The 22,852-nt window shown below is 41.7% G+C and carries 24 protein-coding genes and 1 tRNA gene; 7 read left to right on the plus strand and 18 right to left on the minus strand.

Annotated features, from left to right (window positions below; all coding sequences use genetic code 11):
• From ACFSYC_RS16410 to ACFSYC_RS16425, 4 genes are all read left to right on the plus strand, one after another.
• Nucleotides 1-447, plus strand: a 447-nt coding sequence (locus ACFSYC_RS16410) for a hypothetical protein (protein WP_377129778.1), incomplete at its 5' end; no start/stop codon positions are given.
• Between the two features lie 114 nt (nt 448-561).
• Nucleotides 562-1,209, plus strand: a complete 648-nt coding sequence (locus tag ACFSYC_RS16415) for a hypothetical protein (RefSeq protein ID WP_377129780.1) — start codon at nt 562-564, stop codon at nt 1,207-1,209.
• 317 nt (nt 1,210-1,526) lie between these two features.
• Nucleotides 1,527-1,602: transfer RNA gene (locus tag ACFSYC_RS16420), tRNA-Gly, on the plus strand.
• 135 nt (nt 1,603-1,737) lie between these two features.
• Nucleotides 1,738-2,118: a hypothetical protein gene (locus ACFSYC_RS16425; RefSeq protein ID WP_377129782.1), complete on the plus strand. Its 381-nt coding sequence runs from the start codon at nt 1,738-1,740 to the stop codon at nt 2,116-2,118.
• 66 nt (nt 2,119-2,184) lie between these two features.
• On the opposite strand, the gene ACFSYC_RS16430 is transcribed toward ACFSYC_RS16425, so the two are convergent.
• The 10 genes from ACFSYC_RS16430 to ACFSYC_RS16475 form a co-directional block, all read right to left on the minus strand.
• Nucleotides 2,185-3,720, minus strand: a complete 1,536-nt coding sequence (locus tag ACFSYC_RS16430; protein ID WP_377129784.1) for a family 43 glycosylhydrolase — start codon at nt 3,718-3,720, stop codon at nt 2,185-2,187.
• 70 nt (nt 3,721-3,790) lie between these two features.
• Entirely contained in the window at nt 3,791-4,501 is a 711-nt protein-coding gene (locus ACFSYC_RS16435) for a hypothetical protein (RefSeq protein ID WP_377129785.1), read from the minus strand.
• A gap of 71 nt (nt 4,502-4,572) precedes the next feature.
• Complete coding sequence (locus tag ACFSYC_RS16440; protein WP_377129787.1) at nt 4,573-4,896, minus strand: hypothetical protein; 324 nt, start codon at nt 4,894-4,896, stop codon at nt 4,573-4,575.
• A 98-nt stretch (nt 4,897-4,994) separates the two neighbouring features.
• Nucleotides 4,995-5,972 (minus strand): glycoside hydrolase family 26 protein, encoded by a 978-nt coding sequence (locus tag ACFSYC_RS16445; protein ID WP_377129789.1) that lies wholly within the window; start codon nt 5,970-5,972, stop codon nt 4,995-4,997.
• Between the two features lie 90 nt (nt 5,973-6,062).
• Complete coding sequence (locus ACFSYC_RS16450; protein WP_377129790.1) at nt 6,063-6,839, minus strand: MBL fold metallo-hydrolase; 777 nt, start codon at nt 6,837-6,839, stop codon at nt 6,063-6,065.
• 286 nt (nt 6,840-7,125) lie between these two features.
• Nucleotides 7,126-7,884 carry an MBL fold metallo-hydrolase gene (locus ACFSYC_RS16455; RefSeq protein ID WP_377129792.1) on the minus strand — a complete coding sequence of 253 codons (759 nt, stop codon included), beginning with the start codon at nt 7,882-7,884 and terminating at the stop codon, nt 7,126-7,128.
• 93 nt (nt 7,885-7,977) lie between these two features.
• The gene (locus ACFSYC_RS16460) at nt 7,978-9,981 is read right to left on the minus strand and encodes a hypothetical protein (protein ID WP_377129794.1); all 2,004 of its coding nucleotides are present in this window, start codon (nt 9,979-9,981) and stop codon (nt 7,978-7,980) included.
• A 15-nt stretch (nt 9,982-9,996) separates the two neighbouring features.
• Nucleotides 9,997-12,216 carry a GH92 family glycosyl hydrolase gene (locus ACFSYC_RS16465; RefSeq protein ID WP_377129796.1) on the minus strand — a complete coding sequence of 740 codons (2,220 nt, stop codon included), beginning with the start codon at nt 12,214-12,216 and terminating at the stop codon, nt 9,997-9,999.
• 149 nt (nt 12,217-12,365) lie between these two features.
• Entirely contained in the window at nt 12,366-13,235 is an 870-nt protein-coding gene (locus ACFSYC_RS16470; protein WP_377129798.1) for an inositol oxygenase family protein, read from the minus strand.
• A 19-nt stretch (nt 13,236-13,254) separates the two neighbouring features.
• Nucleotides 13,255-14,880 (minus strand): sodium/sugar symporter, encoded by a 1,626-nt coding sequence (locus ACFSYC_RS16475; protein WP_377129800.1) that lies wholly within the window; start codon nt 14,878-14,880, stop codon nt 13,255-13,257.
• A 135-nt stretch (nt 14,881-15,015) separates the two neighbouring features.
• On the opposite strand from ACFSYC_RS16475, the gene ACFSYC_RS16480 reads away from it, so the two are divergent.
• Both ACFSYC_RS16480 and ACFSYC_RS16485 read left to right on the plus strand, forming a co-directional pair.
• Nucleotides 15,016-15,693 carry a metallophosphoesterase gene (locus tag ACFSYC_RS16480; RefSeq protein ID WP_377129802.1) on the plus strand — a complete coding sequence of 226 codons (678 nt, stop codon included), beginning with the start codon at nt 15,016-15,018 and terminating at the stop codon, nt 15,691-15,693.
• Between the two features lie 28 nt (nt 15,694-15,721).
• Nucleotides 15,722-15,982 carry a hypothetical protein gene (locus ACFSYC_RS16485; protein ID WP_377129804.1) on the plus strand — a complete coding sequence of 87 codons (261 nt, stop codon included), beginning with the start codon at nt 15,722-15,724 and terminating at the stop codon, nt 15,980-15,982.
• 11 nt (nt 15,983-15,993) lie between these two features.
• Here ACFSYC_RS16485 and ACFSYC_RS16490 read toward each other — a convergent pair whose 3' ends face one another.
• The 3 genes from ACFSYC_RS16490 to ald all read right to left on the minus strand — a co-directional run bounded on the left by ACFSYC_RS16490 (nt 15,994) and on the right by ald (nt 18,280).
• Nucleotides 15,994-16,197: a hypothetical protein gene (locus ACFSYC_RS16490; protein ID WP_377129806.1), complete on the minus strand. Its 204-nt coding sequence runs from the start codon at nt 16,195-16,197 to the stop codon at nt 15,994-15,996.
• Between the two features lie 216 nt (nt 16,198-16,413).
• Nucleotides 16,414-17,004 (minus strand): 2OG-Fe(II) oxygenase, encoded by a 591-nt coding sequence (locus ACFSYC_RS16495; protein WP_377129808.1) that lies wholly within the window; start codon nt 17,002-17,004, stop codon nt 16,414-16,416.
• Nucleotides 17,005-17,137: 133 nt separating this feature from the next.
• Nucleotides 17,138-18,280, minus strand: coding sequence for an alanine dehydrogenase (ald, locus tag ACFSYC_RS16500; protein ID WP_377129810.1), 1,143 nt, complete (start codon nt 18,278-18,280; stop codon nt 17,138-17,140).
• A 558-nt stretch (nt 18,281-18,838) separates the two neighbouring features.
• Between ald and ACFSYC_RS16505 the strand changes: the two genes are divergently transcribed.
• The gene (locus ACFSYC_RS16505) at nt 18,839-19,222 is read left to right on the plus strand and encodes a hypothetical protein (protein WP_377129812.1); all 384 of its coding nucleotides are present in this window, start codon (nt 18,839-18,841) and stop codon (nt 19,220-19,222) included.
• Between the two features lie 44 nt (nt 19,223-19,266).
• On the opposite strand, the gene ACFSYC_RS16510 is transcribed toward ACFSYC_RS16505, so the two are convergent.
• From ACFSYC_RS16510 to ACFSYC_RS16530, 5 genes are read right to left on the minus strand one after another with little or no spacing between them, the layout of a single operon-like run.
• Nucleotides 19,267-20,181 (minus strand): hypothetical protein, encoded by a 915-nt coding sequence (locus ACFSYC_RS16510; protein WP_377129814.1) that lies wholly within the window; start codon nt 20,179-20,181, stop codon nt 19,267-19,269.
• A 24-nt stretch (nt 20,182-20,205) separates the two neighbouring features.
• Complete coding sequence (locus ACFSYC_RS16515) at nt 20,206-20,838, minus strand: 4'-phosphopantetheinyl transferase family protein (RefSeq protein ID WP_377129816.1); 633 nt, start codon at nt 20,836-20,838, stop codon at nt 20,206-20,208.
• A complete protein-coding gene (locus ACFSYC_RS16520) occupies nt 20,835-21,092 on the minus strand; it encodes an acyl carrier protein (RefSeq protein ID WP_377129818.1) in 258 nt (85 codons plus the stop codon). Before ACFSYC_RS16520 ends, ACFSYC_RS16515 begins: the two co-directional genes overlap by 4 nt.
• Nucleotides 21,092-22,366, minus strand: a complete 1,275-nt coding sequence (locus tag ACFSYC_RS16525) for a beta-ketoacyl-[acyl-carrier-protein] synthase family protein (RefSeq protein WP_377129820.1) — start codon at nt 22,364-22,366, stop codon at nt 21,092-21,094. Before ACFSYC_RS16525 ends, ACFSYC_RS16520 begins: the two co-directional genes overlap by 1 nt.
• A gap of 11 nt (nt 22,367-22,377) precedes the next feature.
• Nucleotides 22,378-22,833, minus strand: coding sequence for a 3-hydroxyacyl-ACP dehydratase FabZ family protein (locus tag ACFSYC_RS16530; protein ID WP_377129822.1), 456 nt, complete (start codon nt 22,831-22,833; stop codon nt 22,378-22,380).
• Between the last annotated feature and the right edge of the window lie 19 nt (nt 22,834-22,852).

Raw genomic sequence — 22,852 nt, forward strand, 5'->3', positions numbered from 1 at the left:
CTGGTCAGTTTGCCCCGGAATGGGGTGGTCAATTTGACGCGGAATCACTGGTCACATTCCGCCGGAATTGGGTGGTCAATATCAGCGGTATATCCACCTAAAGCCGAAGTGGGATACGGCTCACGTAAATATCAATACCCTTTATTAATCAATAGTTATAATGCCGGCGATAGCCACAAATATCTTGAACTTCAGCTGGCAGACGTATTTGCATCTGCCTTGAATCACATTTTTATCAATTGGCATAATGATGTGAGTGATACTTTTTCGGAGGAAATAGAAAAGACGAAACTTTACGAGTTGGCAGCACAAAAGCACATGTGGCCATCGAAAGCGGTAACACCCGAAGAACTGCATATGACAGATTATTCGGGTAATAATGCGTTGAACTTTATTGCAGAACAAAGATTGAAAAACCCAATGCCGTTTAACAAGGATGGATACTAACCTGATCAACATTTATAATAATTAAATGTGAAGTTCTCGGCTACAGACAAATCAAAACCGCACAGCTTATCTCTCTATGTGACGTAAAACACTTGTAAAATAATTTGACTTCTAATGACAGAAAAAGAAAAAGCTATAGCCGATATATATATTGCTGCGAGGAATAGCTATCCCGAAAACTTGTTATATGTTATGCCAGTTGAATTGAGTAAGAAGCTGAAGTCCTTCATGCTTATCAGGGAAGATTTAACATTTATTTTAGACATCACTGAACAGCTAATATCTTTAAAAGAATCAGCTGATTCTAATACCACAACAGAACTCGCACTTTGGCAATCAATTTTAATTACTTATGGAAAGTGCTTCACAGAAAATAAAGCAGGATTTTCAAAACTTGAGAAATCCCAACTTGAACAGCATGATATGAAGTATCAATTATTACATGAATATTTAATGGAATTACGACACTCGTATATTGCGCATCGTGATGATACGGTACATGAGCAAGCTATGGTTTTCATCAAGGTATCCAAAACTGGGTATATGTTGGATGGAGATACGGAAGATATAATTATAGCAAGGAAATTAGCAAGTCCAAGAGTGAGTGATCTTAAGTCACTTATAGAGTTACTAAACTTATTAATAACAGAGGCGACAATCAAAATCCAGAAAAACGGAGATAAGGCTCATAATGCATTCTTAAAAAAGTACACCCCCGAACAAGCAAAGAGTCTTTTGGTCAATAATATGAAGTTTGAGTAGTCTTGATATTAATTTGCGATCCACTAAGGTTATAAAACGAACTTGATTTACGAATCACAAAGCAGCGCATCAATGATGGTGCTTTGTATTTCCTTTAATATTAAAGGCTAAAATACTGTATGGCCTGTCCCTAACAGCCCGAATACCAGTTTAAAAACGATGTGATAAAAATCTTTTCACCCTGTCTATCAGTGGTTTTTTAATATCACATTGATTAATAGTTGCAAATCGCTTGTGAAATGTTCCGAAATTCGTACTTTTGGGAGTACAATGAGAAACGATTATGGACTGGCGTTCTAATCGTTTTTTTTTAATCAGCGAAAGTAGCTCAGTTGGTAGAGCACGACCTTGCCAAGGTCGGGGTCGCGAGTTCGAATCTCGTCTTTCGCTCCAAAGTCCCTTCAGCAATGAAGGGACTTTTTTGTTTTGATCAATGTCAGGATGTACTGGTAATTGTAGCTTTAATATTCCGCCAACAATTTGTAATTTCTTAAACAAAGCGTCCCCTATAGCTGTCAGTAATATATCATGGCGCTAAAAAGAAAAAGCTATAAAATTACTTGCAGCCTGGAAGAAGGCTACGAATCGGACAGTAGATTGCATACGCGCTGTGAGGTTGCAAAAATCATTGGAAACTGGCTGACAGAACGCCTGCAAACCAATCAATCGATAATTACCGGTTTGCTGCAAGAGGGAACCTTGTTCTTCCCGTCTAAAGCATCAGACAACGAATTGGTCACTGTATCACCTACAATAATTTACACGGGCGAATTATCCTCAGCTGAAGACCTGAAACGCGAAGACACTGAAGTTAAGAGAAGCTTAGAAGCGCTAGCCAAGGCCCTTAAGGAAAGTTTGCGTCAAGAGTCGGTGTTTATCGTTTATCAAGATGAAAATTGGTGCGTTTGATACTTTTAATGCTTGGATAATAGCGTCACTGTGACCCGAATCGCTGTCTACTAACCCGTGTTCAAACTATTTTAACTCCCTCATTTTAAACCAATCAAAGTAGCTAACACCTATACCTTGGGCAACCAAAGCCACACGCACTCCCCTATCCCATGGTGGCAAGAAAGAACCGTCCAGCGTTGCGCCAATATTTGTCCATTTTTTACCGTCAGCGCTAAAAGCATATTGCAGGGCTTTTCCCTGATGCACAGTAACCTTAAATTGCAGCGAACTGGCGGCAGGTGCTTTGGTTTGGGCTATGACAGTGCGCGTATTACGCTGCACTTTCCACAGCATAAGGTTGCCTTTATAAACAGAAAGCCCTATGGCGTTATTAATATCACCAAACGTGCTTAAACCTGTAGCAACGCCGGCTGTAACTTTAACAGCTGCCGTAGCCTCATAGCTGTATGACAGTGTAGCTTGGGCCAACACCGCACCTGTTTTGTTATTATTGCTTACCGGCATAGCAGTTAAAGCTAATAAGCCATTCGCAGATTTATAAGCAGGCTCGTGCTCTACCGGCCAGCGCCAGCTGCTTGCTAACTTGGTAAAATCGTCGCTAAAGTTTAAAGATGTCTTGCCCTCAGTGTGCAATATATCCGCGCCTTGTTTTATAATCGGCCAGCCTTCGCTTGTCCACTCTAGTTGACTTATGAGTGTTTGGCGGACCACATAAACGCCACTTTCGGCATTATAAGCGTGGTACATAAATATATCATTGCCTTTAGTGTCACTTACAACAGTACCGTGACCGGGGCACTTCCAAACATCATTACCGGCCAGTATAGGATTCTTAGAAAACTTCTCCCATTTGCCATTGATGCTTTTTGAGCGGGCAACACCTATAGCATAATCACAACCTACGCCGCAACAACCTGCACCTGCATAAAAGCAGTAAAAATAGTCGCCTTTTTTCATAATGTAAGGGCCTTCAACCAGGTTACGTTCCCAAGGGGTGTCGTTACGAAAAAGTTCAAACTTGTCGCCTATCGGAGTAATGCCGCTTTTAGAAAGCTTTTGCCCCCATATCGGCGTCGGCTTTCCAACACTGTTGCCGTCCTCTTTCCATACCAGGTATTTTTGACCGTACGCATCCTCAACGCACGAGGCATCAATAGAGCCCGCGCTTTGACACATTACCGGGCCGTGATCTGTCCAGGGGCCCTCGGCTTTATCAGCAGTGGCAACGCTTACACACAGCGGCCCACCCTCGATACGGCCGGTATAGTAGATGAAAAACTTCTTACCGTCGTGGTAGAGCTCTGGCGCCCAGTAGTTTGAGGTTGACCATTTGGGGCGGCTAGCCATGGCGTATTTAACTATCGACCAGTTAATCAGGTTGGTTGACTTTGCGAGGGCGAATATCGGTCCCCACTCTGAGGCAGAGCAAGTAGCGTAGTAAGTATCGCCAACACGAATGATCGATGGGTCAGGGAAATCGCCGGGGATAACGAGCCGTTGCAATTCGCCCGACGATACTTTTTGTGCCCATAGCAATGACGGAATAAAAATCAATGCCGACAAAACAACGGCAATTAAGAAAGTTTTTATTTTATACACAGCCTATCAATTTGAACAGAATAAGCGATAAAATTACCGTTTTAAGTAAGAAACTGGCAAGATTTCTCCATTATTTTGCCAAATAAAAGGGGGTTTTTACATCACCGGTCCATTTGTATCTGTGGATATTGCTTTGTTGTTGTCCGTCCTTAGTTTTTGAATTATGCGAAATATAAAACCAACCATCGCCCAAAGGACATAGGCCGGTTGCTCCCCACGGAAAATGCCAGCCCTTTGTAACCAGGGATAGGGCCTTTACTTTTAATCTTTGATTGTCTGATGTAATTTCCGTATTTACAGGTGTCTTATGCCCATCGATCACGAACAGATCATAATTGGGATACTGCGATTTTGAACCATGATACACTGCCGCGAAAAGATTACCCGTAGCCGCATCATAAGCCAGGTTTTGAATCCCGTAACTGGTGTTGCCGGTTTTAACAAAGTATTTATCCATGGGCTTGTCAGGGCCAGACTGATGCAGTTTGCCTTGCGACAGGCGTCGTGCATATTTTTCCCAGTTTTGGATATCGTATTTTAGAATAACCTGGTTGTCATTGTCGGTGCGGGTGGTATCGCCATAAATTCCATAAGCCACGTAAAGATATTTTTTACTGTTTTTTGAACTGCCAATGGCCGGGGCGAATGTAAGGCCGTCTATCCCTGAGCAGGCTAAGCGGTGAAGCTCCATTTTGTTGCCTACTTTAACCTGAGCCTGGTAATCTCTTAATACTTCCGGCAGATAAACGGCACGCACCAGATCTTCCTTCTCGGCATCCATGTCAGGCCGCGTGATAAGCAAGCCGTCAAATATGGCTATATAAAAGCCATCCTGGTTAGCGCCATCAATACCTAACTGTTTTTTGATCCCTTGCCAATGGCGTCGTTTTTATACTCTAAAGAGCCATAGATCTTACCAGCGGGTGTGATATCCAAGTCGCCAAGGTGACCAACAAAACCAGTAACGCTACCAATCAATTTGCCGCCCATATCCACTTTAATAAGCTTATCTGTAAAAGAGAAATAAATGCATCGGCTCTTTTCGTCAACTGCAACGCCCTGCACGTGCATGGTGCCTTGTTTGCCGGAGTAAACAGAATCTTGCCAATTAAACTTTTGAGCCTTCGTGCCCAATGAAAGTAAAAACAGTACAGATATTAGTATTATTTTTTGCATGGTTGAAATCTGGAGTATGTACTTCAAAATAGGATATATAAGAGCTGCGATAACTGCAAAGTATCATTAAATAGCTTGGGTATGTTTAAATCTATCAACTACTTTGTCCAGCCTGGCATTTTATCAAGGTTAAGTACATTCGGCGCAGCATGTAAAGCTTTTATCTGCTCTACGCTATTATCCTGAAAGGCCAGTTCAGACCAACTCATAAAGAAGGCCCATTTAGGTTGCCTCATTAAAACTTCCTCATCCGGCAGTTTAGAACATTCGCCTATGGCCATGGGTTTACCCTTGACGGCTTTCAACATAATGTTATATTTTTCGTCGGCATAACCACTTTTATCATAAATATCCAGCGCGGCTACATCCCAGTAAGCCGCTTCCGGTTGATAGGCTGTAACATCGGTAGCCAGCGTCTTAAAATCCTGCACATCCCAAACCCATATCAGGTTGGTTAGCTTTTTTTGTTTAACCATATAATTATGCAGCATTTGGTACAGCTTAACCGTGCCTTGCGGGCCCGGCCTGCCGCCCCACCAAAAGTCGCCCTGGTTCATTTCATGCATCGGTCTCCATAACACCTCGATGTTTTTATCTTTTAGTTGCTGCAAATAAATGCATATTTCGTCTACGCGGCTCATCCATACTTTGTTTAAGGGGCTGCCATTAGTAGTAATCTCTGCCCATTGCGCATCAGTAAGTTTACTTAGTACGCCACCTTTCCAGCCGCAGGGCTCGGTTTGCGCAGGGTTGCAGGCATGCCACATAATGTTGACCACCGCCCCCTTTTGCCACTGCCTCACAGCTTCGTCAATCATCAGTTGTCGGTTATTGATATTATCCTGCTGAAACAGAAAATCCCCACTCCACAGGGCCGGGTAATGTCCGGTAGTTTCATTTACCTTATCGGTCCAACGGGCGGGCCGCGCATTAGGCTCTCGGTTGTGGGTGCCCGACAGCGTTTTTTTGCCCAATATGACATTTAAATAGTTAAGCACCTTGTAAGTGTTTCTCTTCTGTGCAGACAGCGGATAGGTAATCAACAAAAACAGAAACAAGCAAGCAGATGTTTTCATGGTTAATTTATAATATCCTAAGTTAACCAAAACCTGTTAAAAACAAAAAGCCCCGTGTAAACGGGGCTCTGTAAATTATGCTAACTGTTATTATTTAGTTTCGGCAGTTGTTTTGGTTATTGCGTCGGGATACCAGTTACGTAACCTAACATCTATTTCCTGGTTACCTTCGTTAACAAGGCGTTTAAACTCGTTAGTATCCTGTCCCTTAAAGTGGTATGGGTATACAGCTACCGGTTTAAAGGCTAATACAGCCGACGCAGCGGTTTTTACATCCATTGTATAAGGCAAATTCATGCAAACAAAAGCGATGTCGATATTTTTAAGCGCCTTCATCTCAGGGGTGTCAGCAGTATCGCCAGATATGTAGACCTTTTTACCACCGATAGTTAAGACATAACCATTGCCTCGGCCTTTTGTATGCATTGCATCAGCCGACTCAGGTAAGTTATACATTGCTATAGCATCAATCATTACGCCACCTTCGGTAGTACGTTTGCCATTAGCTAAAATAACTATATTCTTTTTATTGATAGATGCCGGCAATTTGTCGGCAACCGCTTGTGGTACCACAAACGTAGCGTTTTGTGTGTTTATAGCTTCAATAGTTTTAGTATCTAAATGATCACCATGAATGTCAGTTATTACAATCAAATCCGGCGCTAAAAGGCCTTCAAAAGCTGACGCATCACCGGCAGGATCTACATAAATATTTTTACCGGCGTAATTAAGTACTAAACTAGCGTGATTAATAGGCTGAATAGAAAGCTGACCGTTTCTGGCCATTTCAAGATCAGGCATTACGCGCTGCGCCAGTGCAGATAGCACGCCTGCAGTGGCTAAAATTGTTAAAAGTATTTTTCTCATGACAGTATGAATTAATTTAATAAACTCCTTTAGTGTATTTAATACACGAAGATAAAAATTATCATCACACATAGTGTATTAGTAACACCTTTGTTATACTGACATGACATTATTATTAAGATTTAGACAATTACAAGGATTCGTTTATTGAATATTATGTAATTGATAAAAATATCAATGTATTATTATAAGTATCATAACAAATACGACATATATAAAATGCCCCCTGCGGGGCGTTTAATAAATTTAAACATAATCGTCTGTTATCTAATCGCGAAAATGAATATTACTTAACCGGTAACTGATACCAGTTACGCAACCTAACATCAATATTTTTATCACCGGCGTTAACAAGGCGTTTAAATTCTTCTGTGTCTTGACCACGGTAATGGTAAGGATAAACTTCTTTTGGTTTAAAAGCCAATACGGCAGCTGCGGCAGTTTTAACATCCATGGTATATGGCAGGTTCATACAAATAAAGGCAAGATCAATATCCTTAAGCGCTTTCATTTCCGGGATGTCAGCAGTATCGCCAGATATATAAATCTTTTTTCCGGCCATAGTTAACACATAGCCATTACCCCTGCCCTTGGTATGCATTGCCGTTGGCGACTCGGGCAGGTTATACATTGGTATCGATTCTATCAATACGCCGCCCTCTGTGGTTCTTTTGCCATTGTTTAAAATAACAATCTTTTTTTTGTCAATAGTTGAAGGTAATTTATCTGCCACCGCTTGCGGGACAACGAAGGTTGCTTCTTTGGTGTTAATGGCTTCAATGGTTTTTGGATCCATATGATCAGGGTGGATGTCTGTGATCATGATAAGATCAGGCGGAAGCAACCCTTCATACAAAGCGGCGCCACCGGTTGGATCAATATAAATATTTTTGCCCTGATAGTTAAGCACTAATGACGCGTGCATAATGGGCTGAATGGATAACTGCCCACCCCGTAACGAATCCAGGTCGGGTGTGACACGCTGCGCGCTGGCAGACATGAGGCCTGCGGTAGCTAAAGCTGTTAAAAAAAGTCTTAATTTCATGATAGTTGTGATTTTTAATATTTTATACAACTACCATGATACAAAGCACATACCGCGTTTGTCGACTTGACTAAGAATAACACAAGTGTTACATTACAACTTCCAGACGCAACGGTAGTTAAAGCGCCTGTTAGGTGCACTGTCGCCCGCGGTAGCTAATGATATTGGGTCTGTAAGGCTCTGGGCATTGTCGTTCCAATGAAAATCAAAACTGATGGCTTTGCCCTTCAATTTTAGTAATGATTTAGGCAAAGACACTTCTACCCTATTACCTTCATAGCGGTAGCTTACCCTGGCAACTTGAACCCAATGATCGCCGGGAGCCTTGGCATCATAGTGCATTAGTGTGGTAGTCTTACTGTCGATAACCTTTTTATTGATCGTATAATCATAGCCATACCAACCTGTGTTACTGTTTTGATCGGCATCAATGAACAGCATCATCCAGTTTTTGCCGGTTGATGAGGTAAGCGCCTGATCTGTTTCGGCATAAAAATTAACGTTCAATTGATCAATAGCTACTTTACAAGTTACAATATCGTTCCGGCCGGACGTATCTTTATAATGCAAGCCGCCATAACCTGCAAAATCACGATGGGCGACATCACCCTTAGTATCGCGGTACTCAGTTTTTTGCGGGGCCCAATCGTTAAATTTTCCATCAATACTTATTTTAGCCAGGCCTTTAAGTTGCGGTATGGCACGCACACCTTTATACTTGCGAATGTTTTGTGCCATTTGCATATAGTAGTTATCGGTATAGCCGCCCTTCACTGGCTGTATGGCGCGGTTAAATTCGGCATTATACTGATCAACAAAAAAGTAAGAGTTGTTACGACGCATAAAATCTACCGTAGCAGCATTTTCAGGCGGATATTTACCGGCAGTCCACTCATTCCAATCGTTAATGTATAAAAATGAAGGATCAGTTTTAAAAGCCTCATCCCAGCGCTCCTGAAAATAGATGCCATAACCCTCTGGATTTTTAACCGTTTTTTTCAACCAGGGCACATAGGTATCCACCGGCATATCGCGGCTGTCTAGTTGCGGCTCGCCATTAGCCCGTGACCACGACTTGCCAATCAAGCTTGATGGATGCTGGCCCGGCGTAACAGCAAATTCTTCTTTAGTGCCTTTGTGGGTTGATACCAGTTTGTCAGGCGCAAGGTTAAATACATTTCTGTTACCCATATCGTACCCGAAGCTCCAGTTATCCTCGGTACCGGCAAAGCGCTGGCCGTTCCATTTGTAATAGCCCCACCACATGGTGCGCAGGGTAAAAGTATTTTTTATGTCCTGCGTGTAATCAGTATAAAGCTTGTCTGTATAATCTTTATTGCCGTAATGTGAGTTGTGGGTATTAGTCAACGCGTCGGCGTCATAATGCGGGTTGGGATTCTTTTGAATATTACCGGTAGCATCCTTTGCTTGCGGTGTACCGTTGTAGAGCAACAAAGGTTTATCATCCCAGTAATACCAAAGGTCTTTGTACTTTTCCGTTTTGTAGATTTTGTCATACAAATCCTGCACTACGGTGATTACCGGGCCGTTAAAGGCCCAAAAGCAAAATTGCGGCACTTTGTTACCTTCTGCCTTCATTTTTTGCATTACTGTAAAGGTCGTTTCCCACTCGGCCCAATATCTTCCGGCATTAGTTACGTCCATAATCAGCACATCAACACCGGCATCGGCCAGCATTGACATATCCTTGCGGATAACATATTCATCGCGGCTTAAAAAGTAGCCCATCTCTGGCTCGCCCCAATGGTATGAGCCTTCTTTCCACTCCGGATTTTTAGCATCCTTGCGAGCGTTCGAGTCGGCAGCCAAAACTTTGGTAACATCGGCAGAATAAGGGCTTTTCATTTTAGCCAGATTATCGCTGTGCCAGGTTATGTAAAATATACCCACTACCCTTTTATGATCTTTTTTAACAGGGCCGGCCAACGTGCTGTTGGGCATTGTGCGGCCAAGCGCATCCGTAGCTACCCAGGTATCTGCAAAAATATCGCGATAATCTGCTTTTTTGGGTGATTGCGCGTTTGCCATCATAGCCATCGACACAAAAAGAACAGCAATACAGGTGCAAATTTTCATGAGGAAGACGTAGATTTAGTTGTTCAACGTGTAATCCATATACGATGGCGGCGCATCCTGTGATGCAGCTCCCCAGGTTTTGTTTGGTTTTGAACCCATAACCAGGTTCAGTGTAGCACCATTTACTAAATCAGTATGGCTAAACCATGCCTTACCTAATGGCTTGCCATTTAAAGTTGCGCTTTGGATGTACTTGTTTTCTGAAGAGCTATTTTTAGCATTAATAGTAAACACCTTACCATTAGGTAAGTTAAGCGACACTTTGGTAAACACCGGACTGCCGATGTTATAGACAGGTACACCGGGCGTAACCGGGAAATAGCCCATCATGGAGAATACCACAAAAGCCGTCATCCCGCCTCCATCCTCGTCCCCAGGCAGACCGAAAAGATTATCGGTGTACCAGGTATCTAACAACATACGGATCCGCTTTTGGGTTTTCCATGGCGCACCCATATAATTATACAAGTAAGGTATATGGAACGATGGCTCATTACCCATTACAAATTGCCCAACCAAACCAGACGCATCAGGCTGTGTGGCCCAAAACTGAAATTTTGAAGTGCCCAAATCTTCGCGGAATAACGCATCCAACTTTGATTCGGCTTTTTTAACCCCGCCCATTAGCTCAAACAAACCCGTCAGATCGTGTTTCACGTCCCAGTTATAAGTATAGGCGTTGTTCTCGGTAAAATACTCACGGCCCGATGATTTTGGGTTATAGGGTTCTATCCATTCACCTTTCTCGTTCTTCGGCCACAATATTCCCCTATCTTGTCTAAAGACATTTTTGTAGTTACCGGCGCGTTTCATAAACAGGGTCTTGTCTTGCGGGTTACCGGTCATTTCGGCTAGTTGAGCAATACTCCAATCACTAAAGCTAGTGGCCAGCGTTACAGAAACGGCTTGTCGTCTCTCCCACGCAGTGTCTACTTCTTTCTCTGTCTCTTTTTCCGTCAGCGGGATAGACGGGAAATAACCATGCTCGTTATAAAACTTATCCAGCTTTGTAGCAGGGCCATTTCGCCATGGCAGCAATGTGGCTTCGAGCGAGTTCTTTTTTAATCCCTGGTAAGCTGTCCTGATATCAAAATCGCGCAGGCCTTTGTGCCAGGCATCATTCATCCAGGCCGCCGTAAAGTTACCGGTCATTGCCGGCCAGTCGCCAAAGGTCACCGCAAACGACGGCATGTTGCCACCCTGCTTATACATGTCTACATATGAGCGCAGTTTTTGCTGCTCCTGTTTTGGGTCAAGGATAGTATGCAACGGCTCGAGCGCTATATACTGATCCCACATCCAGTTATCTACGAAGAATGGCTCAGCCGACTGGTGTACTTTATGATCGAAAGCACTGTAGTACCGCCCGTATTCGTTAATATCAACCATACGCTCCAAACTACGATAAAGAGAAGTATAGAAAACCCGTTTTTGCGCCAGCGTGCCGCCTTCGACATTGATTTGTGAAAGTTTTTTATCCCAAATGGCATAAGCCGCGTTTTTAACCTTGCCAAAGTCAAAACCAGATATTTCTTTCTGCAGGTTTTGTTTAGCTTGTTCAATGCTGATGTACGATACGCCGTATTTAAAATTTACTGTTTTGGCGCTGCCAAACTCAGCTAATAATCTGTGATGCTGTGAAGCGTCTTTGTAAGTAGTATTGCTGATATCTGCATCCGTTTCAGCGTAGAAATATGCTTTCATGCCGGAGAATGATTCTTCGCCGCTGAATGACCGTTTGCCGTTAACGTCAACCTTACCTGTACCACCCCAAAGTCCTAATCTGATATAATGCCTTTGCGAGCCGCCAAACACCACCTGGAAATATCCGCACCGCGGCGTGGGCGAAAACTGAACGGTAGTACCGTCGTCCTCGTTAGTTGCCGAGTAGTTATATGGATGCAGCTGTTCATTAAGAATATTAAACTTTTTATCCCACAGCTGCTGTGTATTGTCCCCACTTACCGCTAAAAATGAAAACACCCAAGCCACACGATGCGACACAACGTTTAACGGGAAAGTGCTAATCTGATCATCCAGCTGATCTTTCTTCCAGGGATATACCCTCATCATGCTGTTAGGCAAGTGTACTACCGGGCGTGCAGGCTCCAAAATCAGGCCTACCCCACCAATTGTTGGGTCAACGTACGACAAGTTTGACGGTTTAATCTGGGCAAGCAGACTTGAGCCATTAATAATCAACAGGGCAACAGTAAGCGCTTTCAATATTCTCATATATAGTATAGTAGCATTGGCCTTGTACGGTTTAATACAGCGCCTTCGATTTATAATAACCAAACATAAAACTTAAATCTTGTATATACAAGTTAACGATGTGGGTATAGCGCAAAAAAAGCCCCCGATGTAAGCGGAGGCTATATATTTTATAATTTAACTGTCGGCGGCAAATATTTGGCTATCAAATCCTCGTAATATGGTTTTAGTTCTGCCACTACAGGCACCTTAGGGCTCTTTGAGTATAGATCATACGGGTTAAATTTATCTACCCACTCAAACATCTCACGGTCATGCGCATTAAGCAAATGATCGTAAGCATGCTCACGATGCTGTGAATAAAACGAGTGATAACGGATCATATACAAAGCCAGTTCAGGCAGATAATCTTTGGTAATTTGATATAAATACTCGTCATGGCCCCATGACATTTGTACCTTATCTAACCCGCATTTGTTCGAGTAAACGCCATATTTCGTATTAAAGCGCTCGTCATAAATATCAGGGTTGTCTTTAAAAAATTCAGGATAAACTATCTTATCAGAAAAAGCACAACCTACGGGGAAGGTATCACCAACAACGTTCCATTGCGGCTCGCCAAAAAGGCATAACACTTTACCCAAGTCATGTATAAAGCCGGTTAGCACAAACCAATCAGGATAGCCATCAGCCCTGATCGCTTCAGCAGTTTGTAATAGGTGTTGTAGTTGATCTAATGATATATCCGGGTCGGAGTCGTCTACCAGTGTATTAAGGTATTCCATGGCTTTCCACCACGGCATTTCCATTTTGTCAAATTTCAGGAAATTTTCTTTTTTAGCCAGTACGTTGTCGTAGGTCTGGTATTTATGGTTAAAGCGATAAAATTCGCGCACACCATCTATTTCAGGGGCGTCATAATTTCTAAACTCATCTTTAGCTTTGGCAGGGCCGTTATCAGGGTATCTTTTTAAAACATCATCTTCCCAAACGTCCAGGCTTGATAACGGGCTTAGCTCTTTGTCATTTAGATTTTCCATATCAGTTTTATTTAATTGGTTACCAAAATACGGTGTACAGCGCGGTAAGTATGCCCACAATAGCTACCGAAGCAATAATGAAACCCTGCGACACCTTAAACATACTGCTGTCTACCTCTAAGCCTTTCTTATTGTTTTTACTGTCACGATCAAGCAGGGTTACTACAACAGTTCCGATCATTAAAATGCCAAAAACCCATGTCATGCGGTGCAAAAACGGAATAGGCTCAATAGCTCCGTTGGTTAATTGCGGCAGAGCTTTAAATAATATAGATAAAGGTATAGTTGCAATGGCCGTAATTAGGGCCGCTTTGGATGTAGTACGTTTCCAGAACAAACCCAATAAAAATATCGTAAATATACCCGGCGATACAAAGCCCACATACTCCTGCACAAACTGATAAACCTGATCAAACGTGCGTAATGCCGGCGCAACCACCATAGCTATAACAGAGGCGACAATCACCGTGATGCGGCCAACATTTACCAGCTTCTTTTCGCTTGCGCCTTTGTTTAGATATTTTTTGTAAACATCTAACGTAAAAATAGTTGCTATACTATTGCTTTTACCTGCCAGCGATGCTACAATTGCGGCAGTCAATGCCGCAAAGGCCAGGCCTTTTAAGCCTGAAGGTAAAAGATTCATTAATATAGGGTAAGCGTGATCTGGCTTCAGGGTGTGGCCATCCATCATTTCGGTTTGGAAATAGCCATGCTGGTACAATACGTAAGCGGCAATACCCGGAATTACTACAATTAATGGTATCAGCAATTTTAAAAACGCGGCAAAGATCAAACCGGCGCGACCTGTTTTCAGATCAGCACCTAACGCGCGCTGAACAATGTATTGGTTACAGCCCCAATAGTTTAGGTTATTTATCCATAAACCGCCGGCTAACACAGCCACGCCCGGCAAATCATCCCAATATTTATCGCCCTTACTAAAAATCATATGAAAGTGATCGGGTGCCTGCTCCTTTAATGATGCTAACGCGTTTATAACGCCGTGAGTGCCTAATTTATCAGATACTAAGTCTAATGCCATGTAGCAGGTTATAAGGCCGCCCATTACCAGTACAAACACCTGTATAACATCCGTATAACCAATTACCTTCATTCCGCCCAGTGTAATAAATATCGAGAATATAGCCAACGCGATGATGCAGGCATTAAAGGAAATGCCCGTAATGGTTTGTATGGCCAATGCGCCGAGGAAAAATATCGAAGTCAGGTTTACAAAAATGTAAATGAGCAGCCAAAATATAGCCATTATCCCGCTCACGGTATCGTTATAGCGTTGGGACAAGAACTGGGGCATCGTATAAATCTTGTTCTTGATATATATCGGCAGAAAGAAAACCGCGACTATGATAAGCGTAGCCGCAGCCATCCATTCGTAACTGGCTATAGCCAAACCCATTGCGAAACCTGAGCCCGACATGGCTATGAAATGCTCTGAAGAGATGTTTGAAGCGATGATAGATGCGCCTATGGCCCACCATGTTAAAGATCCCTGCGCCAGGAAATAATCCTTGGTATCTACATCTTTACTGCGCTTACTCCGGTATACCCAGTAACCATAGCCGGATACTACAATAAAATAAATAAAGAAGACGATATAGTCACTCGGGGATAGATGATTCATGTATAAGTTTGATTTGGCTTCGAAAATTGGTGTATCGAAGTACTGCAAAATAATTGTCATAAACAAATTGCATTGTTATCAAAAACTTAACTTAAACCCTATACATTTACATAACCAATTTAACCGGCCACAACCATGAAATCAATGTTCGCTTTAAAGTCGCTATGCATTTGCGTCAATCTTAGCATAGCCTTAAATACACATGCGCAGGTTTTTACTTTGCCCATATTGCCGGACACGCAGGAGGAAACCTGCTGCAAACCCGAAATGTTTTTTAGCCAGGTTAATTGGCTGGCTGCAAAAAAAGATTCGTTAAATATCCCAATGGTGTTAAGCGTGGGCGATGTGGTAAACTATGACAACAACGCCAACTGGGAAACCGCCAGCACCGGCTACGATGTGCTGGATAGAGCAAACATACCTTACGCTATAGCTGTTGGCAACCATGATACCCGGGCTGTTGGCCTTTGGAGCGGGGGCGCCGCGCCGGGCAATGTTAACGCCAACGTTAGGTTAACTGATAAGTTTAATGCCTATTTCCCAACATCGCGGTTTAAAAATCAACGCGGCCGGTGGGAAGCCGGTAAAAGCGATAATGCTTATTACACGTTTCAGGCAGGGGGCTATAACTGGCTGGTAATTACTTTAGAATTTTGCGCACGGTCTGGCCCCGTTAATTGGGCGGCAGATGTTATACCACAATTTCCGAATCATAACGTCATTATTGTAACCCCATTATCATTTAAATGGCGACGGCAAAATCAATCAAAACAATGGTGGTTACGGCGATTTAAGCCCTCAACAAATATTTGACAGGTTAAAAAAATTCCCTAATCTGTGTATGATACTCAGTGGACACGTAGATTATTCCGCCTTAAAGGTAGATAAGGGCCCGCAGGGTAACAACATTTACCAAATACTGCAAGATTACCAGGGCAAAGATTTTAGTGGCGCCTATATCAGATTATTGAAAATCGACGTGGCTAAGGGCACGATTGAAGCTAAAATGTATTCGCCATATTACAATTTAACTAAACAAGACGATTCGAAGTTTACAATAAGGGGGATAAAACTGGTTGCGCCCAATAAAAAGATAGAGTAGCGAAAAAGTATTTATATATTTTTATTACGCTGAGGGTCTGCCACCGTGATTCTTTCGAGCACACCGTGCTTATTGACAGCTAATTGAGCATCGCTGGTGTCACGATCAATAAAGAAAATTATTTTTTTCGCTGCCCTGCGGCCCTTTAGTGGTAATAATGTGGCTGTTAGCAACAGCACTATTTGCAAAGTAACAATCAATAGAGTTATCATCATTTATATACTAAAACCGCTAAAAAAATACCGAATAATGATGGCTGACACTAATCTTATCTCTAAGATTAACAAGCTTTAGTGCGACTATCTTAATGTCTAAGATACAAACATATATTTTAAAATATACTACATATGTATTATTGCTATTAAAGAAATTTAAAATAACTAACTCATTTTTATACCAACCGATAAAATGTTAGCAGAAGCTAATCAATGCTACGATTTAAGCCAGCCGGTGATACTCATTCTGGGCTTATGAGTATATAGCACCTCGTGCTCAAGTTCACTACTTTTAAAAAACACACTTTTTCCGTCTTCGGGTGCTATGTTTTGTATTTCTGTTAAGTGATGGATACGTAGTTCTCCGCCATCGGCAATTGTCCAGTCGGCATTTAAATATATGATCATGGAGTATTTCCTGCTGTCGTTACTTTTAAACTGATCTAAGTGCCGTTTGTAAAAGCCACCTTCGGGATACAACGTGTAATGAAATTCATAACCGGTTAGGCCGGTGTAGCACGTTTCGTTTAAAAACAACACAAACTTATCCATCACATCAAAAAAATCATTCTGACAAGTGTTATTGTTCTTACGGTCAAGCCAGTATATCATATCTCCCCTCACAGCGCGGTCGTGTTTTAACCCCGCATTATTACCTGTGCCAGCGTTAGTGAACAAGTTGTTAGCATAGCAGTCTACTAAATTTTTCTTTAGTTGTAATGAAAGGGCTGCGCTGATAAAGTTTTGCGTTATACCTAATTTGCTATTAATAAAACTGTCGATGAGGGCATTAAATGCTTTTTCCAAAAAACGGGGATGAGTAACAATGAAGTTAAGCGGTCAATGTAGTCTTATTATACCGCATTAAAGTCTAAAATAATTTATAACCAAAAAAGCCACGCTTGCGGCGTGGCTTCTCTATTTGGCGTTCCTTTTAATTTTAAAACACAGCCTCAACAAAAGGATATTGATAAACATCAGCAACTGCTTTGTAAGAAACTGTACCGTTGTAAGTATTTAAACCTTTTAAAAGTGCAGGACTATCGGCAAATGCTTTTGCAAAACCTTTATTAGCTATTTGCAAAGCATAACCTAAAGTGGCATTTGTCAACGCTATAGTTGACGTGTGAGGCACAGCGCCAGGCATATTACCTACAGAATAGTGCAATACGTTATGTTTGATATAAACAGGGTTGTCATGCGTAGTGGCGTGGTCGGCAGTTTCAAACATACCACCCTGATCAATAGCGATATCAACAATTACCGATCCTGGTTCCATGGTTTTTATCATAGCCTCGGTAACCAGTTTTGGCGATTTAGCACCGGGGATCAATACTGCACCTATAACTAAATCAGACCCTTTAACAGCTTTAGCTATGTTGCTTGGGTTTGAGGCAACGGTTGAAATTTGGTAACCAAAAATATCGTCTAATTGGCGCAGCCTGTCAAGGTTGCTATCAATAATGGTAACCTCGGCACCTAAGCCTACGGCTATTTTGGCCGCGTTAGTACCGGCAACACCACCACCAATAATCGTAACCCTACCCCGACGCGTACCCGGTACACCGCTTAACAATACGCCTTTACCTCCATTCGGCTTCTCTAAATATACAGCACCAACCTGTACGGACATACGGCCTGCAACCTCGCTCATTGGGGTTAACAATGGCAACTGACCGTTAGGCAACTGAATAGTTTCGTAAGCGATGGCGGTAACTTTTTTCTCTAACAGAGCAGAGGTAAGCTTAGGCTCGGCAGCTAAGTGCAGATAAGTAAACAATACAAGATCGCTGCGGAAATATTGAAATTCGGTTTCAACTGGTTCTTTAACCTTCATTACCATTTCAAAGCTCCAGGCTTCTGCAGCGGTATCAACCAATGTAGCTCCAGCGTCCACGTAGCCCGCATCAGTAAATCCTGATCCCTCGCCCGCTGTCTTTTGCACATATACCTTGTGGCCTGCTGCAACCAGTGCTTCTGCACCTACAGGGGTAAGAGCTACCCTATTTTCGTTGTTTTTAATTTCTTTAGGAACGCCAACCGTCATTTTTATAGTTATTACTTTATGGGTTAATTTGATCATTAACTAGCCGGTAGTTAACGGCCAGCTACCTTACTTTTTCAGGCTGGCTTTTGCAGGCTATTTTATATGTCGAAATTGTCAATTTCAAATGTAAAAATAGTTAAAAAAAAGCTTCAAAAGACTGTGCGGCCTATTTACCTTCACATGTAAACGGTCGAAATTAAGAGTGGTTTTAATAAATGATGATAGTGTAAAATTTCGTTTGGTAAATAATAATTTGATGGCCTGATTTGTTTGGCAATGCAACGATTTAGGGCACTAAAATTTATTTAGGCTATTTTGTTTTTTAGCATAACAAAGGACTAAATGCGGCAATTTTACGCCATCTTCAACCTTTATTAAGCTTACCAAATGTTTAAAAAGCGCGTAAAAAAGGGAGTTAAACATATGCAATTACAATTTCCAAGCTTTCAATTAATTAACCCTTATAATATATCGTGAAACAATTTATATAGAATAAATTGTTAACATAAACATAATATTAAGTATACATTTCATTAACCTAAATTTGCAGCATATTTCAACAACGATTAATTTACCTCCTTACATAAATAAGAAATGAAAAAATCTAAAACAGATAATTTAGCTAAAAAAGCAACAAAAGCCGCTAACAAAGACCTTACTAAGAGAATTGCCGCTCAAATTAAAGCGGCCATAGCTGATTTGGTACCGGAACTTAAGAAAGCTGAAAAGTCGATTGAAAAAGCTGCTAAAACATTAGCTAAGAAATTTGCCAAATTAACAAAAAACGAACCAGCTAAAGTGGCACCTGTAAAATCTTCCGCTGCCAAAAAAGCCACCGATATAGTGGCTCAAACTACTAAGGCTATTGAAAGCAAACCTATTAAAGCTATGCCTGCCACTAAACCTACTGCGAAGCCAATAGCAAAACCTGTAACTGCAAAAGCTCCGGTTGCAAAGGTAGAGGAACCAAAAAAATAACAATGAATAAGTAATGAGCAAAATAAGGGGCGCAGATGTGCCTCTTATTTTTTTGTACCCTTAACATTGATCACTATGGCACTGGTATGTGGCATACCTAAGGTTGAACCAGGTATCACATCAAAATAGGTACTTAAATAGCCATCAACAATACCGCGAATAGTTTTATTGGTTGATTGCTCAAACTCGGGAAAAACATAAATCAACGACTTTTGATAATAGATCTTTCCATTTTGATCAACGGTGGCCCAAAATGAATACGAAAAATCGTCGTAGGCCTTTTTAATCCTGATATTATATTCGGGAAACATGTACTCTTCTGACTTGTCCCATTTATTCATGATATCAGCTTCTATTTCCTTTTTGTCAATGGTTGCTTGTTTGTTTTTGCTGATGAATTGAACCGGTTTGCGCGCTGCGAAGAAACTGTCGGGTTTAGCCTCTATCTTGGACATACGATTAAGGATGTAGGCGGTATCTTTTTTCTGCGGCCGGCGGGCTTCCTCAACCGTTTTATGGAGTGCTTTCTTAATATAATCGTTAGCATACAAAGTCATAAAGACGTTTGACTTTACGTAGTAAACCGTTTTGTTCTCTACTTTCAACACCTGAAATATCAAGCTGTCTTTACTTACATGCGTTGCCTTAAGCCAAGTACCTGATATGTTAAAGATAGAATCGTGATCTAATGTCACCGGGAAATCCAGAAAAATATTTTTGTCGGGATTTAGAACCTTAGCTACTGTATCAGACAGAAATTTTACTTGCCATATAGGTTCTAACTGATACCCGTCTTTGTTAAATATCAATCCGGTTTCAAAGCTCCGCCTTACCTCGGTAAAACCAATGCCCTTAACAGGCTCAAAGAAAACTTTATTTTTTATTGGATCCTCGAATTTACAGGAAAACCCAAGAACAGTTATTAACAAAAAAGACAACAATAGACGGATAGACGACATGCAGTAAAAATGCGTATTTATTTGTTATTTCGGAATTTGAAATGAATAAGATACTAAGCTGCCATGATGGGCAAAAGAGAGCGGAATATCAACCGGGTGTTGGCCATGCATCACTATAGGGTATCCGGCATCAGCGTGTTTGTCAATCCATAAATCGTCAGAGGTGACGATTTCTCCTAAAGCATCCAAAGCAAACAACCTCACAGCGTCCGACTGCGTTTTATAATTGGCATCAACAATATTTTGTATTCCCCAGTAAACTTTATCGCCACCTATTGTGGTGGCTATGAAATCTTTATTAATAAGTGTTCTGAAATATACGGAGGTTTGATTATGCACTACAACGCCTATAAATTGAGTATCAATAAGTAAATCGCAGCGCAAATTATCATCCAGGGTTTGATCAGAGAGCGTTAGTTGCTCAACTATGATATTTATTGGAGGAAATACAAGACTATTATTTAATCGTTTCAAATACTTATAAGCCGATTCTTTAACCGACCATAACAACCACACAAACGTAGTAAACGGCAAAGCCGAGTGCTCATGTAAAGCAAACTCGGCTTTGGTAATAAATTTTGAATAAAATGCGGGTAATTCAGTTCGCTGCAGGTCTACAGCACTTAACGCGACAATATCATTGCCGGCGCTGATCACGCAGGTTTATTTATTTTATCAGCTATAACGTCAATGCAGTTTCCTACGTTATACATTTTTTCGGCAGCGTCAAAGTCAATTTCAATATTGTATTGCGATTCGGCATCAATAATAATGTCAACTAAATTAGCCGAATTGATCTTTAAATCTTTTATCAAATCTGTTTGCTCATTTATCCCTTCCAGTATTTCCTTGTTTTCGGTATAAGGAATCAATACCTTTTTTAACTCACTTAAAATCTCTTGTCTGTTCATTAGTTGTCATTGTATTTTGAGATAATTAAACAGCTATTTACGTCGCCAAAGCCAAAATTAGCTTTCGCGACAGCGTTAATCTCTCTGTCTACCTTAGTTACAGGTAAATTGTTTGCCCCAATTATATCTAAAATTTCTGGAATTGGGTCTTCTAAATTTAAATTAGGGTGTACAAAGTTATGCTTAAGCTGCAAAACGGCCGCTACAGTTTCGATAGAACCAGCGGCGCTCAACGAATGTCCCACCATAGATTTTAGCGAATTTACCATCGGAAAATCATCACCACTCCGGCCTAAAGCTTTAACCCAATTTTGTATTTCCAGCTTATCCGCCATAGTTGCGGTTAAATGCCCACTTACTAAATCAATTTCGCAGGCATCAACTCCGGAGTTTTTTAAAGCATCCTGTACGCACCGTATCACACCTTCGGGCCCTGGTGCAGTCATGCTGCCTCCATTACGTTGTCCGCCCGAGTTAGTTGAGCCGCCACGCAGTTCGCCATATATTTTTGCTCCGCGGGCAAGGGCGTAATCCAAATCTTCTAACACTAGTGCTCCTGCGCCCGACCCGGGCACAAAACCACCTGCCGATTGACTCATAGGTCTAGAAGCCTTCTCCGGCGCATCATTAAACTTGCGCGATAGTACCCGCATAGAGTCAAATCCGCCAAAAACATAACGGTCTACATACTCGCAGCTACCTACCAGCATACGTTTAGCCATCCCGAACTTAATGTACTCATAACCCATTAATATAGACTGCGTACCGGTTGCGCACGCTGCTGAGTTATTGATAATCTTGTTGCCCAGTCCAAGCCTCCCTGAGACATAGGCCGTAATGCCGCTGTTCATGATCTGCTCCACAACCCGCGACCCCAGTTTCTTCGACTCACGTGCGTCTACCCTGTTTATGGCGTTTTTAATAACGTCCGTATCGGCAACGCTGCTGCCTATTACACATCCTGTATCCCAAAGCGTATCCTCAGCAACAATATCGTTTCCGGCATCTGTCCAGGCATCGAGTCCGGCTTTTATACCGTAGGCTATACCTTTACCTTTTAAACCGTAAAGGCTGGTTTCGGTAATATAATTACGCAGGTTATCCCATTCAAAATCGGGCGTGCCGCTTACCTGGCAATTAAATTTCAGGTCTTCATATTCGGGCACAAATTTAATACCCGACACGCCGTTTTGTATGGCATGCAAAAAATCAGGAATATTTAATCCGTTTGGCGATACAACGCCCAAGCCTGTAATTACTACGCGGTTACCCATATATCAATTGTTTACTTAACGGCATTTTTTATGATGCCCGAAAATATGCCACGTGCAACTAGCTCGCCAGCCTCATTGTGCATTTCGACCGCACACTTTAACTTACCAAACCGGAAGAATTGTTTTTTTGACGATACTATCACTTTCTCCTCCGGCAGCACCATTTTAAAAAACTCAACATTAGTTGATGTTAATAACGGGAATGAACCTTCGTCCATCACCGCACCTTCATGTTGGGTACCGGTTACCATAAGGTGTATACCCAATACTACTAAACCAATTTGCGCCATTATTTCTGTAATGATAACTCCCGGTGTCACTGGGTTACCAGGGAAATGATCTTCATAAAAAAATGCTTCGCTTTTTAAACGATAGTCACCGGTAACACCATCATTGTCTAATGATGTAATGTTGTCGACGAATAGGAAAGACGATTTATAAGGTAGATAGTTTAATATGTCGTTCATTTAAAGTCATTGAAGTCAT

This window comes from Mucilaginibacter antarcticus, from assembly GCF_042686155.1.
In the GTDB taxonomy this organism is placed as follows: Bacteria; Bacteroidota; Bacteroidia; order Sphingobacteriales; family Sphingobacteriaceae; genus Mucilaginibacter; species Mucilaginibacter antarcticus.